Below are 15650 nucleotides of genomic sequence, written 5' to 3'. Positions count from 1 at the left end.
AGAGGAGGGATTCTGCATGCTTGACCTACAACGCGTACGCTGGTGGTGGGCGCTGTTGCTCATGCTGCCCTGGCTGGTGCAAGCCGCGGACCCATTACCGTCGTGGCGTGATGGGCCGTCACGCCAGGCCATCGAAGCCTTTGTCACGGCTGTGACCACCGAGGGCGGCAAGGACTTTGTGCCAGCGGTCGAGCGGGTTGCTGTCTTCGACAATGACGGCACCTTGTGGAGCGAACAGCCGTTGTATTTCGAAGTGCTGTTTGCCCTGGATGAGGTGAAACGACTCGCGCCTCAGCACCCTGAGTGGGCAAGCCAACAGCCGTTCAAGGCAGTTCTGCAGGGTGATCAGAAGACGCTGAGCGATAGCGGCATGGAAGGCCTGCTGAAGATCGTTGCCGCGACCCATGCCGGGTTCAGTACCGAGGCTTTCATCGCCAACACCAAGCGTTGGCTGGCAACGGCCGTGCACCCCCGCAGCCACAAGCCGTACACCGAAATGGTCTTCCAGCCCATGCTCGAACTCTTGCAGTACCTGCGGGCCAACGGTTTCAGAACGTACATCGTGTCGGGCGGCGAGGTGGCCTTCATGCGTGCCTTCGCTGAAGAGGTCTACGGGGTGCCGCCGGAGCAAGTGATCGGCACCACCCTGGACGCGCGTTTTATCGATGACAACGGCAAACTGTCGATCGAGCGGCTGCCCAAGTTGCTGCACAACGATGACGGGCCCGGCAAGCCGGTCAGCATCGACGCGCGCATTGGCCGTCGACCGATCCTCGCTTTCGGCAACTCCGATGGCGACCTGCAAATGCTGCAGTGGACCATGGCCGGCGACGGCAAGCGTTTTGCCGGCCTGGTCCACCACACCGATGCAACACGCGAATGGGCTTACGACCGCAACAGCAAGGTCGGGCGCCTGGACAAGGCTCTGGACGCCGCCAGGCGCGCGAACTGGACCGTGGTGGACATGGCCCGTGAATGGCAGCGCATCTACCCATATGAAAAGCAGCAGGCTCAATGAAAGAGACACCGCAGGGGCACAGGGAACCAGCCGAGTAGTAGGTCGATCGTGCGCGTAGTCGTGGCAATTGCCAGTAAACGTGATACGGAGAGATCGCCTTATGAAGTCCAGTAGAAGATGGATATCCACCCTCGCGCTCGCCGCCACTGCGGCGATGGGCGTGTGCGCGGCGAATGCCGCAGAAAAGCCCAATATCCTGGTGATTTTCGGTGATGACATAGGCCAGACCAACATCAGTGCCTATGGCCAGGGGGTGGTCGGCTACCAGACACCGAACATCGACCGCATCGGTAAAGAAGGGATGATGTTTACCGACTATTACGCCGAAAACAGTTGCACCGCCGGCCGTTCGAGTTTCATCACTGGCCAGACGCCGCTGCGCACTGGTTTGTCGAAGGTTGGCATGCCCGGTGTGCCGGTCGGCCTGCAAGCCCGTGACGTGACCATCGCCCAGGCATTGAAGGCGCAAGGTTATGCCACGGGCCAGTTCGGCAAGAACCACCTCGGCGACCGCGACGAGTACCTGCCCACCAACCACGGTTTTGATGAGTTCTTTGGCAACCTTTACCACCTCAATGCAGAGGAGGAGCCTGAGCGCGAGTTCTGGCCCAAGGATGACGCGGAATTCGTCAAGGCCGCCTCACCACGTGGGGTGATCAAATCCAGCGCCGACGGCAAGATCGAGGACACTGGCGCCTTGACCAAGAAACGCATGGAAACCATCGACGACGAGACCACGCAGGCGGCGATCAACTTCATCGACAAGCAGGTCAAGGCAGACAAACCGTTCTTTGTCTGGATGAACACCACGCGGATGCATGCGTTTACCCATGTGCGTGAATCCATGCGGGGCCAGAGCGGAATGGTCGGCAATGAATACGCCGATGGCATGCTGGAGCATGATGGCGATGTAGGCAAACTGTTGAAGACACTGGATGATCTGAAAATCACCGATAACACCATCGTGGTCTACACCACAGACAATGGGCCGAACCAGTGGTCGTGGCCGGACGCCGCCACTACGCCGTTCCGCAATGAGAAAAACTCCAACTGGGAGGGTGCTTATCGGGTGCCGGCGATGGTCCGCTGGCCAGGCAAGGTCAAGCCGGGAACGGTGTCTACCCAGATGTTCTCTGGATTGGACTGGTTCCCGACTCTGCTGGCCGCAGCAGGGGATACCGACATCAAGGACCGCTTGCTCAAGGGCACTGATGTGGCAGGCAAGAACTTCAAGGTCCACCTCGACGGTTTCAACCAACTCGATTACCTGACGGGCAAAGCCGACAAGAGCGCGCGTAACGAGTTCTATTACTTCAACGATGACGGTGTGCTGGTCTCCATGCGTTTCCAGGATTGGAAACTGGTGTTCTGCGAACAGCGCGCCCCTGGCGGGCTGCAAGTCTGGAGCGAGCCATTCACCTGTTTGCGCGTGCCGAAGATGTTCAACCTTCGCATGGACCCCTACGAGCGAGCTGATATCGTCTCGGACCAATACTACGATTGGTTGACCAAAAACGATTACTTGATCTTCCAAGGTACTCGCAAAGCAGCGGCATTCTTGCAGACCTTCGTCGAGTATCCGCCGAGCCAGCGTCCAGCGAGCTTCAGCATCGATCAGATCCGTGCTGACGTGGACAAGAAAATCGAAGAGAAGATGAAGAACTGAGCGTACGGCCCCGCGCCCGCCGTTGGCGGGCGCATTTTTTCTACATCCATTGCGGACTTGGCAACAGGTCCGCTAAGGCTTATCGATGCCAGCAGCTGTGAATTGCGCCCGCGTTCATACCCCTGAATCCACCGAAAACCGGACACCGCTGCAACTGATGCTGCCAGCGGCGCTGCTGTTCGTTTCTGGCGGTGCAGCGCTGATCTACCAAGTGCTCTGGGTCAAGCAGCTGTCCTTGGTGGTTGGGGTGGAGGTGTACGCCATCACCGCAGGCATCAGTGCATTTTTTGCCGGCCTGGCGCTGGGCGGGCTGGTGTTCGGCCGCTGGGCCGACCGCCTGCGGCGTCCGGTCAAGCTCTATGCCGGCCTAGAGCTGGCGGTGGCAATCGTTGCGGTGGCGGCGACCTTGGCCCTGGCGCAGAGTGCGGCGCTGTTTGCCCGCCTGGAGGCGAGTGTCGGCCTGTTGGCTTGGCTGCTGCCATTCAGCCTGGTCGGGCTGCCGGCGTTCCTGATGGGCGGCACCTTGCCGGTGCTGGTTCGGGCGCTGACCCCAAGCGAAGGGCAGATGGGCGAGGCGGGTGGTCGGCTGTACGCCGCCAATACCGCCGGGGCAATCCTCGGCACCTTGTTGGCGGCGTTCGTCCTGTTGCCCCAGCTCGGCGTAACCGGGGCCGCCGGTGTGGCCGCCTTGTTGAATCTGCTGGCGGCGCTGGGTGCATGGGTAGGGCGCGCCAAGGATGAGCGGGCACTGCCCACTGCTACGGATACTGCGCCAACACGTTCCCCGCAGGCGCGCTTGGCCCTCACCTTGTATTGCCTGGCGGGGGGCGTGGCGCTTGGTTACGAGGTGGTGTGGACGCAATCGATCGTGCAGTTCATGAGCACCCGCGCCTTTGCTTTCTCCGTGGTGCTGGCCACCTATCTGACCGGGTTGGTACTGGGCAGTGCCGTGTACGCCCGGCGTGCCGACCGCATCCGCGACCCGTGGGGGTTGTTCGGCCTGCTGATCGCGGCCGCTGGGCTACTGGCCTTGCTGCAGATCGCCGGGCTCGGGCGTTGGCTGGTGATCCTGCAGACCACGTTGGAAGGCCATGTATTGCAATTGACCGGTAGTCAGCTGGCAGGTATGTGCGCGCGCTTCGCCGCTGCCGCGTTGTGCGTGGTGTTCGTACCCACCACGTTGCTGGGTGCGGCATTCCCGCTGGCGTTGCGCCTGGCCGTGGACAGTGGCCAGGTGGGACGGGACGTGGGTGTGGTGGTCGCGCTAAACACCCTGGGCGGGATTGTCGGTGTCATGCTTACCGGGTTTGTTCTGGTGCCAGAGGTCGGGCTGGTACGCACCTTGGTCGTGCTCGCCTGTGTGGCGGCAGCCATCGGCGCAGTGGCGGCGTGGCGTGGCCACGCCGTGCACAAGGGGATGCGCGTAGCGGTCCTGCTGGTTGCCGTCGCGACCCTGGTCAGCGGCGCGCTGACTCCGCCACAGCGCCTGGCGCAACTGTTGCCCGGGGCGCGCAGCGGCGAGCTGGTGTTCTACCAGGAGGGCCGCGGCGGCACGGTGGCGGTGGTCAACCAGCAGCGTCAGGGCCAAGCGTTCAACCGCCTGTACATTCAAGGGGTGTCCAACACCGGCGATGCCATGCCGTCACTGCGCTATATGCGCCTGCAGGCGTTGCTGCCGTTGCTGATCCATCGCGGTGAGCCGCGCTCAGCGCTGGTGATCGGCTTCGGCACCGGCATCACCGCCGGCGCGATGCTGCGCTACCCAGGCCTGGATCACCCGGTGGTCGCCGAACTGCTGCCGCAAGTTCTGGCAGCGGCGCCGCTGTTTTCCGGTAACTACGACGCTGTGAACGACCCACGCCTGGACATCCGCCTGCGTGATGGGCGCCGTGAGCTTCTGCGCAGTGAGCAACGCTACGACGTGATCACCCTGGAACCACCACCGCCGTCTGCGGCAGGGGTGGTGAACCTGTACTCGCGCGACTTCTACCAGTTGGCGGCGTCGCGTCTACAAGAACATGGGCTGGTCGCCCAATGGCTGCCGCTACCAACCCAGAACGACGAAGACAGCCGCTCGTTGGTGCGCAGCTTCCTTGACGTGTTCCCGCATGCCTCGTTGTGGACCACCGAGTTTCACGAAATGCTGCTGATCGGCTCGGCCACGCCCATGGTGCTGGATGTGCCGCGTATCCGCCAACGCTTCGAGCAGCCTGAGGTGTCAGCTGCGCTGTCACAGGTCGGTGTGAGTTCGCTCGGCGCCTTGCTGGCCACTTGGGTCACCGATAGGCAGGGCCTGGAGCGCTATGCCGGCGATGCTCAGCCGGTTACCGATGATCGACCACGCATCGAATACGCCCCGTGGGTCCGGCCGCGTGAAATCACCCGCGTACTGCCAGCGCTGCTGGCATTGCGGGTAGCGCCGCCGTTGGAAAACGCCAGCCCTTCAGTGCGGGCGGCGGTGAACGATGAGTGGCAACTGTTGCGACGTTTCTATGGCTTGTCGCTACTGGCTTACAACGGCGATCGCCAGGGCTGGATGCGCGAGGCGCGGGCCTTGGCGCCGATCAGCGCACAGAATCCTTACATGCGCTGGTTTACGGGTGGCGAGCGCTGAAGGGGTGGCGCACTCGCCGAAGCTGCAGCTTGGCTGATCAGGGCCGCTGGCGAGCCGTTCAGGCGACAGCTATCCTCCAGCGCACAGCGTTGCGTGGACGCGCCCAGGGATGAACGGCAATGATCGAGTTTGTGCTCCATGCCTTGCGTGCAAACCCAGAAATTGCAGTGTTCCTGGCCATCGCATCGGGCGTTCTGATCGGCCGGATACGCGTGGGCAGCTTTCACCTTGGCTCGGTTGCCGGGGCGCTGCTGATGGGCTTGGTCATAGGCCAGATCGGGCTCGAAGTGCCACATGAACTGAAGTCGGTATTTTTCGCCTTGTTCATCTACGCCGTCGGCTTCAAGAGTGGGCCGGAGTTCTTCGGTAGCCTCAATCGAGGCACCTTGAAACTGGTGCTGCTCTCGGTGGTCCTGTGCGGTACTGCGCTGGCCACGATACTGGCGATGTACAGCGTGTACGGTTTCGATGCGGGTTTCACGGCCGGGCTCGGAGCCGGGGCTTTGACGGACACGGCCATCATGGGCACGGCCAGCAGTGCCATTGCCCAGCTGTCTATCGACGAGGCGACCAAGGCGCAACTCAACAGCCATATGGCAGTGGCCTACGCCATCACCTACGTGTTCGGTACCATCGGCCTGGTGGTCTTCGTTGGCAGCATCGCACCGCGGCTGCTACGCGTGGACCTGGCCAGTTCTGCGCGGGAATTGGAGCGTTCGCTGGGGATCGAGCAGGAGGACGCTGCGTTGAGCATCCCCTATACGCGTATCGTGGTGCGTGCCCATCAATTGACTGCATCGGCGGCCGAGGGCATGCGCATTGCCGATATCGAGGCAGTGCACCGCAACCTCAGTGTCGAGCGGGTTGTGCGTGACGGCCGGGTGCTTGAGCGGGACGCGCAATTGCGCCTGCAGCGTGGCGATGTGCTAGGCGTTTACGCGTTACGCGAAGCCGTTGCCCAGCTCAACCCGTGGATCGGCCCCGAGGTGGATGACCCGCTCTCGATGTCGTTTGCCACCCGCACGGCGCACATCGTGCTCACCTCGCGCAAGCTGTCGGGCAAAACCCTGAAGCAGATCAAGCATGAGCTGGTCGGCGCCATGCGCATGGGCTGTTACATCGTCGGTATTACGCGCCAGGGGCTGGATTTACCGCTGCTGCCCGACACGGTATTGCGCCGTGGCGATGTGATTACCCTGACCGGTCGCACCCGCAGCGTCGAAGCGCTGGCCGAGCAGTTGGGGCGGGTGCGCGAGGACCATCACAAGAGCGATATCGCGATCCATGCGTTGGGGTTGGTGGTCGGGTCGTTGCTCGGCATGTTGTCTACCCACATCGGCATCATTCCGGTCGAGTTGGGGGTGGGTGGCGGGGTGCTGCTGGTGGGCCTGCTGATTGGCTGGTACAACTCGCGTCATCCTGATTTCGGCGCGCTGCCGCCGGCCGCGCAATGGGCATTTTCAGAGTTTGGCCTCACCGCATTCGGTGCAGTCGTCGGGCTGCTCGCAGGCCCTGCCGCGCTGGCCGCGATCGAAACGCAAGGCCTGGCGTTATTGATCTCCGGGGCCGCAGTCACGCTGATCCCTCCCGTGGTGACCTTGTACTTTGGCTACTACGTGTTGCGCCTGCACCCGATGATCCTGTTCGGTGCCCTGGCCGGAGCGCAAACCGAAGCGGCGTCGATGAACAAGATCCTTGAGCAGTCCGGCAGCAATACGCCGGTCATCGGCTTTACCGTGTGCTATGCCATCTCCAATGTTCTGCTGGCGGTCTGTGGGCCTGTGATCATTGCGTTGACCACTACCTGAGGGTGCACTGCTCAGGTGAGGTTCAGGGTTTGGATGGTGCCCCATGGGAGTAGGTATGTCGTTACGCACTAAACTGCTCTGGCTGTTCGCGCCGCCGCTGTTGCTGGTGCTGCTCCTCAGCTACGTTGCCGCTCATGCCTTGCTGCTCGAACGGCTGGACAAGCAGGACGAGCGACTCCTGGTCATCGAGGCAGGCCGCATGCGCGCGCTGTTGGGCAGCATCTTCGAACGCGATGCCGATCGCTTGCAGCAGTTGGCCGAGTCACTGCCTCGCCCCCTCGGCCTGGCGTTCCCTTTGCCCGCGCAAATCTTCAGCCGGACCGGTTTCGACTTTTTCGTACTGGCCACGGATACAGGGCAACTTGCGGCCTGGAAACCCCTGGACCCTGCGACGTTCAGGGCCACAGGCAACAGTACGCCTTTGTCATTGGCAGCACTCCAGCGCGAAGTGTCGACGCAGCTTGAGCGCTTGACCAGGGCCATGGCGTCAGCGCCAGCGCCAGCGCCTCAGCTGATGCTGGTGAACGGCCAGCCGTTCATTCTTGTGGCTGTTGATGGCGGCCCGGCCGGCGCAAAAGACGTCTTGTTTGCAGGCACGTTTCTCGATGCCGCGCGGATCGCCGCCCTGCAACGGCAACTGGGCGCAGTGCTGCAGTGGAATGCTGCCGGCGCTGAACGCAATGGCTCGCGAGCGGATGGCGAGTTCATCAGTATCGGCAATCGCCAGATCAGTGACGCGCGCCAGCACAGTATCGAGCTGATCTTCCATGACAGCCTGGGCGAGCCGCAGGTGAAGTTGCAGTTGCAGCGTGAGCGGCACCTGTATATCGAGGGCAGCGAACAACTGAAGCTGTTGCTGGGGGCTATGGCCGCGATCATCTGCCTGGCCTGGGCGCTGATCTATCTGGCCTTGGACTTCACAGTGCTCAGGCGGATTTCTACCCTGCATCGAGAGTTTCATGCCATAGGCGCAGATTCAACGGGCGGGCGTTTGTCGGATGCAGGGCATGACGAGTTGGGCCTGCTGGCGCAGGAAGCCAACCGCACCCTGGACCGTCTGGAGCAGAGTGAGAGCCGCGGGCGGGTAATCCTGGACGGCATGGAGGATGGCTACTTCGAACTCGACCAACAGGGCAGGATCCAGTCGGTAAACCCTGCGTTCTGCAAAATACTTGGCTACGCTGCGGCGGATGTCATCGGCCACAGGTTCGCTTCACTGCAAGGCAGTACGCAGGCCAACTCGACCACCCCAGCTGTGGTGTTCGACACCGAAGCAGGTGCGCCGCTGTCGGCCCGGCTGCAGCGTGCGGATGGAAGCGTGGGCCATTACCAAACGCGATTTACCAGGATCAGTGGCCCAACTGGCAGCGTGATCGGCTACCGCGGCATCCTGCATGACGTGAGCGAGCATGTTCAGTACCAGCAGGCGCTGCTGGACATGGCCTACCATGACGCACTGACCGGCTTGGGCAATCGCAAGGCTTTTCACCAGCAGTTGGAGCGGCAACTCGATACGCAGCGCTGGCCGCTGGCACTGGTTTTTCTCGACCTGGACCGTTTCAAGCAAGTCAACGATCGCTTTGGCCACGATGTCGGCGACGCCTTGCTGTCCTGCATGGCCGAACGCCTGCGCAATGCCATGCGCGAGCAGGACTCGGTCTATCGATTGGGTGGCGATGAGTTCACGGCGATCCTGCCTGGCATCGACGAGGCGGCGGCCAGAGCACTGGCCGAGCGGCTATTGGCGGTGTTGAGTGCACCGGTGAGTATCGGCGACGTGCTGATCGATTTCGTCACACCGAGCATCGGCCTTGCGTTCGCGCCTGCGCATGCCACCTGTGCGGACATGCTGGTCAAGGCGGCAGACCAGGCGATGTACCACGCCAAGCAGCAACGTGGGCGAGTCTGTTTGGCTGGTTGAGGGCAATGCTAGCGGCAACATCATAATCGTATGGAAGGAGAGCCTGCATGAAGATCAAAACGTTGGCTGCAACGATGTGCCTCAGCACATTGCTGTTGCAGGGCTGTGCGAGCAAGTATGTGGAGTCCGATCAGTACTCGGGCTTTCTCAAGGATTACAGTGTCTTGAAGGAAGACAAATCCCCATCAGGGGCTCCGGTGATGCGCTGGATAAAGCCGGGCACCGATGCAAAGCGGTATACCAGCGTGTACCTGGAACCCAGCCAGCTCTATCCCAAGCCGCAACCGACGGAAAAGATCCCGCAATCCACGCTGCAGGGCATCACCCAGTATTATGACCAGACGCTGAAAAACCACTTCTCCCAGGTTTTGCCGTTGGCGACAAGCCCGGGCCCAGGGGTGCTGGTGGTTCGCCCGGCGATCACCGCTGTCAGTGCAAAGACCAAGAGCCTGCGGCCTTATGAGGTCATCCCGATTGCCCTGGTAGCCGCCGGCATCAGCACCGCCACCGGCATCCGTGACCAGGACACCAGCATTGCTACTGAAGCTGCGTTTCTGGATGGCGATACCAACCAAGTGGTCGCTGAGGTCGTGCGCAAGGGAGCGGGGACGGAACTGGATAACGCGTCTCAGGTCATGCAGGCCAAGGACGCAAAAGCAGTGCTCGATGGTTGGGCCAAGGACATGGTGAGTTCTTTCCAGGCACTCAGGAAGTGACCCAGACCGCCCCACTGAGACACAGCGTGGGGCGGTTTTCATGAACACAGACGGCATCGACGATGCGACCGGCCACAGCATGTGCGATGCCAGTGGCGGGCAGAGGTCAGGGAACGATATTCCATTCGTCCATCAGTCGGCACTCCGCCGAGGGACAGGCGCTCAACTGTTTACCTAGAGCCCTTCAGGAGTGACGGCCATGCCACGTGGAGACAAAGACAAATACACCGACGAGCAAAAGCACAACGATTTTGCGCCAGTTTTTCGGCCTGAGCCTGGAGCGAATCCTTGAGAAACCACCATTCTCAACTTCCGTCGCCTGCTGGAAAAACACGCGTTGGCCGCTGGTATTTTCAGTGTGATCAATGGCTATCTGGGCGACCGTGGCTTGTCACTGCGACAAGGCACCATCGTCGATGCCACGCATGATTCATACACCCAGTTCGACCTAAAACAAGGACGGTAAACGCGGCCCAGAAATGCACCAAACGAAGAAGGGAAACCAGTATTCCTTCGGCGCCAAAGCTTTTGAACGGCAACCGTTTTTGAAAGCGCCGATGGCTCAATAGCTGAAAATAGCGGTCTACTTCAGACCCTCCCTAGGAGGGTGCGCTTGTCCAATGCAACGCTGCGATAGTCCTGTCACCGTACAGTAGACCTTCACACTTGATCCCGCCTAAGAAACAACGGCCAAGCAAGTAAAAGTCGATGTGATCTAGGCGCAATTCAGAACCTCCAAAAAGCAGGAGAAACGAGGACTAACACGGTAAGAATTTCAAGTCGGCCAAGGAGCATTCCGATGGTCAGCAGCCATTTCGCAGCGTCGGGTATAGAGGCGAAGTTCCCGGCAGGCCCAATCACTGTACCTAGCCCTGGCCCAACGTTACATACAGCCGTTGCTGCACCACTGAGCGCTGTGGTCCAGTCAAGCCCTATCAAGGATAACCCCAGTGCGATCATGGCAATGGTGAAAGAGAAGAAGAACGAAAAAGTCAGCAATGAGCGCACGATCTCTTCATCAATGGGGTGACCATTGTACTTTTTCGAGATCATCGCCCGTGGATGGATCAACTGCTTCAAACTGCTAACCAGAAGCGACGCGGCCACCTGAAAGCGAAATATTTTCAACCCGCCGGCTGTAGACCCTGAACACCCTCCTATAAACGTAAGGTAGAAGAAGAGCAGTACTGCGAAGCTGCCCCAAAGAGTGTAGTCCCCTACAGCAATGCCTGTGGTGGTTACCACCGACGTCACATTGACTGCGACGATCCTAAATGCATCTGTCCATGACAGGTCGCTATGCAAGTATAGCCAAGTGCCCACGGCTACCCACACCACTACAAGAAATCCAAGGAAGCCGCGTACCTGGTGGTCTTTCAGCAGTGCTCGCCGGTGACCACGCAGTGTCGCCACGTACAAGGTAAAGGGCAGGCTGCCCAAGATCATAACCACCACTGCCACCCAGTGCACAGCGGGCTGCCGCCAGTGGCCGAGTGAGGCATCGGACGTTGAAAAGCCACCGGTTGAGATGAGTGACATCGAGTGATTGATGGCTTCGAAGGGTGTCATACCAGCAGCCCACAGTGCCACTGTGGCCAAAGCTGTCAGCCCTAGATAAATCACCAAGATCATCTTGGCCGCGACATGGGAACGAGGCGTCACCTTATCAGACCAGTCCGAAGACTCCGTCTGAAACAGGCGCATCCCGCCGACACGCAGCAGCGGTAAAATAGCAACGGCCATGCCGATGAAGCCTATACCACCAAGCCAATGCAACAAGGATCGCCAGATCAGCAGCCCCGGCGACGCGCTGTCGAGTCCGGTCAGCACGGTCGAACCAGTAGTGGTGATTCCCGACATCGTTTCGAAGAAAGCATCCGTGTAGCTGATATGTCTGATGAACACCATAGGCAAAGCCGCAAAGGCGCAGACGATGACCCAACTGACCGTGGTCAGGAAATACATATCTCGGGCCCTCAGTTGCGGCGCCTCGGGCATCCCGCGAGCGATCAGCGCAGTGCCCGCACAGAGGGCAATGAGGCTCGACCATACGAAGGACTCGAGGTCATCGCTACGGTCATACAATAGCAGTGTCGCCATCGGAATAACCATGCTGACGGCCAGGGTAATCAGGAAGACCCCGAGGATGAATGCAATGAAGTGCAATGCAGGGAGAGGCATCGAGCAAACTCATCATGTGGCGGTACCGGGCAGTATCAATTTCACCAAGAAGATGTCGAGTAAAAAAGTCGTAAAGGAGAAGTCTGTGCCGTGAGTGCTGAAATGAGATGCAGTAAACCGCAAAGCTCTGAAGCCTGCAGGGGCCACTTGCGCTCAGATGGTTGCTATGTAGGTGATGATGCTTTGCTGACAGTCATCCTTTGCCAGACTTTTTTCTCAGGAGATGCAAGATGAGCATTGATTGGACCAATTTCACACCATGGTCATCATTATGTGGAGGTGCCTTGATAGGGCTGGCGGTCAGCTTGTTCGTTCTCGCAAATGGTAGAATTGCAGGCATCAGTGGCTTGCTTGGAGGTGTGCTGCAATTTGGCAGTGAGGGTTGGAGCGAGAAGGCTCTGTTTCTGCTCGGTTTGGTGATTTCGCCACTGCTTTGGGGGGCTTTCACCGTCTTACCAGAAATTGAAATCGATACAGAATGGCCCGCCTTGATTCTAGCGGGCTTACTCGTCGGAGTTGGAACCCGTTACGGGTCGGGCTGTACGAGTGGTCATGGCGTGTGTGGGATCTCCCGACGCTCTCCTCGCTCCCTCTTGGCAACGGCGTGTTTTATGACCTCCGGTTTTGCAACGGTGTACGTCACTCGTCATATATTAGGAGCCTGAAGATGCTCAAGTTGACCGCATTTATTGCAGGACTCATGTTTGGCTTGGGTTTACTTCTAGCAGGCATGGCAAACCCTGGCAAGGTGCTGGCTTTTCTTGATGTTAGCAAAGCCTGGGATCCGTCACTTGCTCTTGTGATGCTCGGCGCCATCTCGGTAGCGGCTATCCCGTTAAACTGGGCACGGATGCATAGTCGATCTTTGCTGAATGCCCGTATGCAGTTACCAGTCAAAAGCAGTTTAGACGTCCGTTTGATGGGGGGCAGTCTAGTGTTTGGTGTGGGATGGGGAATTGCGGGAATCTGCCCTGGGCCAGCGGTTGCTCTTCTACTCACCTGGCACTGGCAAGTCGTCATATTCTTTTTAGCGGTAGTGGCCGGCATGTACGCTTTTTCCTTTCTGGAAAGCCGACATGCTTCGCGATCAGAAGGTTAGCAAGAGACAACGCGCTCATAGTCATAACTGGGATAGCCATCCAGCAGGTGCACGGGCACCTCCTGCGCTCGGCTGGTTGCGTAGTCGAAAAGGATCACCGGGCGATCAGGTGGGCCGCCGGTTTGTACCCACATCCAGGTTTGGCTGCTGGGCTCACGACCCGGCTCTTCAACGGCAGCCACAAGCGCAGGTCAGTTCATGCTCGGGCAGTTCGTGGACAACTTCGATACGCGGCAAATCAGCCGGCAGCGGCTTGCGCTTGCCACGGCGTTTGGTCGGCGCAACGACTTCCTCGTCGCCAACCGCATCGTCGGCCTGGACAGTGCCTTCAGCTGGGGGGGCATGGCGGCCTCGGCGCTGGCGGCCAATGTCAGTGGGCAGATCGTGCAGCCGGGTGTTGGGGGCATGGTCGTCAGAGGCCAGGTCGCCGCTCACGCCAATGCGTTCATGAACGACAAGTGGTTTGGTGGCGACAAACCGGATTACTCCAGGGTTGCGGCGGATGCCTTTGGCAACGTCCTGGCCAACTTCGCCTTCGGTGCCGCTGACAGCTTCCGGACCCAGGCCGCTCGATACGGCACAATGGCTGCGTCACTGGCGGACGGGCTGGTGGTGGATCTGCCGGCGAGCCGGGTCACACCGGACCAGCAGGAACCTCTGTTCGACTTCGATGCCGGACAGCCAGGCAGAAGCGCTGTCTTGGCGTGCCGTACGCGGGGTTTCCAATGCGGCGCTGGACATGCTCGACAGTACGGCGATCATGGCCGGGCTGGTGACCGATGCACAACTTCGCGACCAGGCGCTGGAAGGCTTGTCCCGACTGAGCAGCGAGGTAAGGAATGACCCACAGGGCGTCTTCGACAGAACGGTCAGCGCGGCGGATCGCTACCTGACGCAAACAGAGGGGGCGCAGATCGCCGAAGATGGCCTGCGCCTGCTCACCAGTACGCTTGCTGGTGGGGTGGCGTTGCGTGCGACCACCGATGCCGCGGGCTCGGCGGTGCGGGCGGGGGCATTCTACTACCGCAATTCGGTGTACGTGCCACCGGCACTGTCATACGGCACCCTCGGCGGCGGGATCTTTATCCCAAGCCTTGGCAAGCGGATCACCACGGTCACCAAGGCGATGAGCAATAGATTCCAGGGCAATGGCTACCGAGATCCGCTGAGCGATCTTATCATTGCTCCACCAGCTGGCCAGGTTCTGGCGGTTGATCATATTTTCCCTGTCAGTAAGATCATTGAGCTGCCGGGATTCAATAGGCTCACCCGTTCGCAGATGACCGACATCATTCAGGACCGTGTCGGGCTTGGAAATTTGCAGGGGCTGCCGCAGTCGCTCAATGCGTCGAAAGGTGCCAGCATAAAATGGGAGATGATCGGTAAGCAGAGGTTGAACGACACCTACATCTCAAACCTGGCTGAGAAGCAGATCCTGTTGCGGGAGCGCATTAACAGGCAGATACAGGCTTTCCAAAAACTCAATGCCGGAGGGCAATGATGCTTGATAAGAATAGATATGATCTGGTTTGCACGAGCCCAGTAGATCTTGGTGATGCCCAGCGGATGCGCTTGCATAGCACTGTAATTGATGGTTTAGGTGCCTCCGTTAGTAAAATGTTTCCAGGCTTCAGCGAAGCCTTCCCGCGTAGCGTGGCGGCTATCGAGCGCGAGTATGCGATGCCGATAGTGCTGTTCAGGCAACTTGAGGATACATGGATGGGATCGCTGGCGGCTGAAGGGCGGGAACTGAACTTGTTCTTCGACCTCGTGCCCGTTTTCCTTGAAACGGAGGGGCCAGCATTTGATAGAAACTGCGCAATGCTACCGCGTCGCTGGAAGGAACTGTATCGCTACTTCTGGTCTTTCATGCTGACCGAGCGTTCATATCTGTCCCCCGATTGGACCAACTCGCCGTTCTCTTACAGCGGGCGTCTGACGATCGAGCGCTATCGCGTGCTGCGCGGCGTTAAAAAAGCGTTGATCAAAGACTTCGTCAACAGTACCCAGGCAAACTCCGTGCACTCCCTGTATTGCTGGTTGTTGACGGACGCGGGTGATGCCCTGTTTCTTGACGAGGACAAGTGCGACGGCAAGGTCTATCACGTCAAGAACAATGACTTTGCCGATTACCGACTGCTCGAAGATGCAGAGAACGTGCTGGATAACTACCTGGCGCACTACGTGACGACGCAATCCCCGGCAGGCTTCGACTTCAGGGCATAGGGCAGCAACAGGGGGCGCTCTTTGCGTCACCCCCTTGCCAGAATCCTCACCACTCCCATTCCATTGCATTTGTCTCCTCGTACATCCCCCTGATCCGCCGCAACGCCTGCCCATGCAACTGCGACACCCGTGCCTTGCCCACCCCGAGCAGTCCCGCCAGTTCCACGAAGCTCATCTGCTGGTAGTAATGCCCAACGATGATCTGCCGTTCTCGCTCCGGCAGGCGCTCTACCAGCAGGCCGAGGCTTTCATCCTTGTCTTGCTGGACATACGCGCTGAGAGGGTTGTTATCTGGCGGTTCTTCATCGATCACCCCCAGTTCAAGGAAGTAGCCGAAAGCAAGGTCGACGGCGTTGTTGACCACCAGCTCGAAATCGCTGTCGGTGGCGCCGAACCGCTGC

At 59.7% G+C, this 15650-nt stretch carries 12 protein-coding genes and 2 pseudogenes; 11 read left to right on the top strand and 3 right to left on the bottom strand.

Annotated elements, in window-relative coordinates; genetic code table 11:
- Positions 1-16 precede the first annotated feature (16 nt).
- The 7 genes and pseudogenes from HU770_RS16065 to HU770_RS16035 form a co-directional block, all read left to right on the top strand.
- Positions 17-1018, top strand: a complete 1002-nt coding sequence (locus HU770_RS16065; protein WP_186664203.1) for an HAD family hydrolase — start codon at positions 17-19, stop codon at positions 1016-1018.
- A 100-nt stretch (positions 1019-1118) separates the two neighbouring features.
- The gene (locus HU770_RS16060) at positions 1119-2684 is read left to right on the top strand and encodes an arylsulfatase (RefSeq protein WP_186664202.1); all 1566 of its coding nucleotides are present in this window, start codon (positions 1119-1121) and stop codon (positions 2682-2684) included.
- A gap of 157 nt (positions 2685-2841) precedes the next feature.
- The gene (locus HU770_RS16055; RefSeq protein ID WP_238338595.1) at positions 2842-5298 is read left to right on the top strand and encodes a fused MFS/spermidine synthase; all 2457 of its coding nucleotides are present in this window, start codon (positions 2842-2844) and stop codon (positions 5296-5298) included.
- Between the two features lie 119 nt (positions 5299-5417).
- Positions 5418-7106: an aspartate-alanine antiporter gene (aspT, locus tag HU770_RS16050; RefSeq protein WP_186664200.1), complete on the top strand. Its 1689-nt coding sequence runs from the start codon at positions 5418-5420 to the stop codon at positions 7104-7106.
- A gap of 55 nt (positions 7107-7161) precedes the next feature.
- Complete coding sequence (locus tag HU770_RS16045) at positions 7162-9027, top strand: diguanylate cyclase (protein WP_186664198.1); 1866 nt, start codon at positions 7162-7164, stop codon at positions 9025-9027.
- A 47-nt stretch (positions 9028-9074) separates the two neighbouring features.
- Positions 9075-9743 carry a DUF3313 domain-containing protein gene (locus HU770_RS16040; RefSeq protein ID WP_186655882.1) on the top strand — a complete coding sequence of 223 codons (669 nt, stop codon included), beginning with the start codon at positions 9075-9077 and terminating at the stop codon, positions 9741-9743.
- 242 nt (positions 9744-9985) lie between these two features.
- Positions 9986-10270: pseudogene (locus HU770_RS16035) on the top strand (IS5/IS1182 family transposase); the annotation flags it as partial.
- A gap of 199 nt (positions 10271-10469) precedes the next feature.
- On the opposite strand, the gene HU770_RS16030 reads toward HU770_RS16035, so the two are convergent.
- Complete coding sequence (locus tag HU770_RS16030) at positions 10470-11924, bottom strand: TrkH family potassium uptake protein (protein WP_186655880.1); 1455 nt, start codon at positions 11922-11924, stop codon at positions 10470-10472.
- Between the two features lie 230 nt (positions 11925-12154).
- On the opposite strand from HU770_RS16030, the gene HU770_RS16025 reads away from it, so the two are divergent.
- Positions 12155-12589 (top strand): YeeE/YedE family protein, encoded by a 435-nt coding sequence (locus tag HU770_RS16025; protein ID WP_186664189.1) that lies wholly within the window; start codon positions 12155-12157, stop codon positions 12587-12589.
- A gap of 2 nt (positions 12590-12591) precedes the next feature.
- Positions 12592-13023, top strand: a complete 432-nt coding sequence (locus HU770_RS16020; protein ID WP_186664187.1) for a DUF6691 family protein — start codon at positions 12592-12594, stop codon at positions 13021-13023.
- Between the two features lie 32 nt (positions 13024-13055).
- Here HU770_RS16020 and HU770_RS16015 read toward each other — a convergent pair.
- A pseudogene (locus HU770_RS16015) lies at positions 13056-13332 on the bottom strand (transposase); the annotation flags it as partial.
- Between the two features lie 361 nt (positions 13333-13693).
- Between HU770_RS16015 and HU770_RS16010 the strand changes: the two are divergent.
- Positions 13694-14524, top strand: a complete 831-nt coding sequence (locus HU770_RS16010) for a hypothetical protein (protein WP_186664185.1) — start codon at positions 13694-13696, stop codon at positions 14522-14524.
- A complete protein-coding gene (locus tag HU770_RS16005; RefSeq protein ID WP_186664183.1) occupies positions 14524-15249 on the top strand; it encodes a hypothetical protein in 726 nt (241 codons plus the stop codon). Before HU770_RS16010 ends, HU770_RS16005 begins: the two co-directional genes overlap by 1 nt.
- 46 nt (positions 15250-15295) lie before the next feature.
- Here the strand turns inward: HU770_RS16005 and HU770_RS16000 are convergent.
- The coding region (locus tag HU770_RS16000) for a sigma-70 family RNA polymerase sigma factor (protein WP_186664181.1) at positions 15296-15650 on the bottom strand (355 nt) is incomplete at its 5' end.

Source organism: Pseudomonas sp. SWRI68 (genome assembly GCF_014269165.1).
Taxonomy (GTDB): Bacteria; Pseudomonadota; Gammaproteobacteria; order Pseudomonadales; family Pseudomonadaceae; genus Aquipseudomonas; species Aquipseudomonas capeferrum.
Note: the sequence above shows the minus strand (reverse complement) of the source record. Positions and strands in the feature narration are given on the sequence as shown.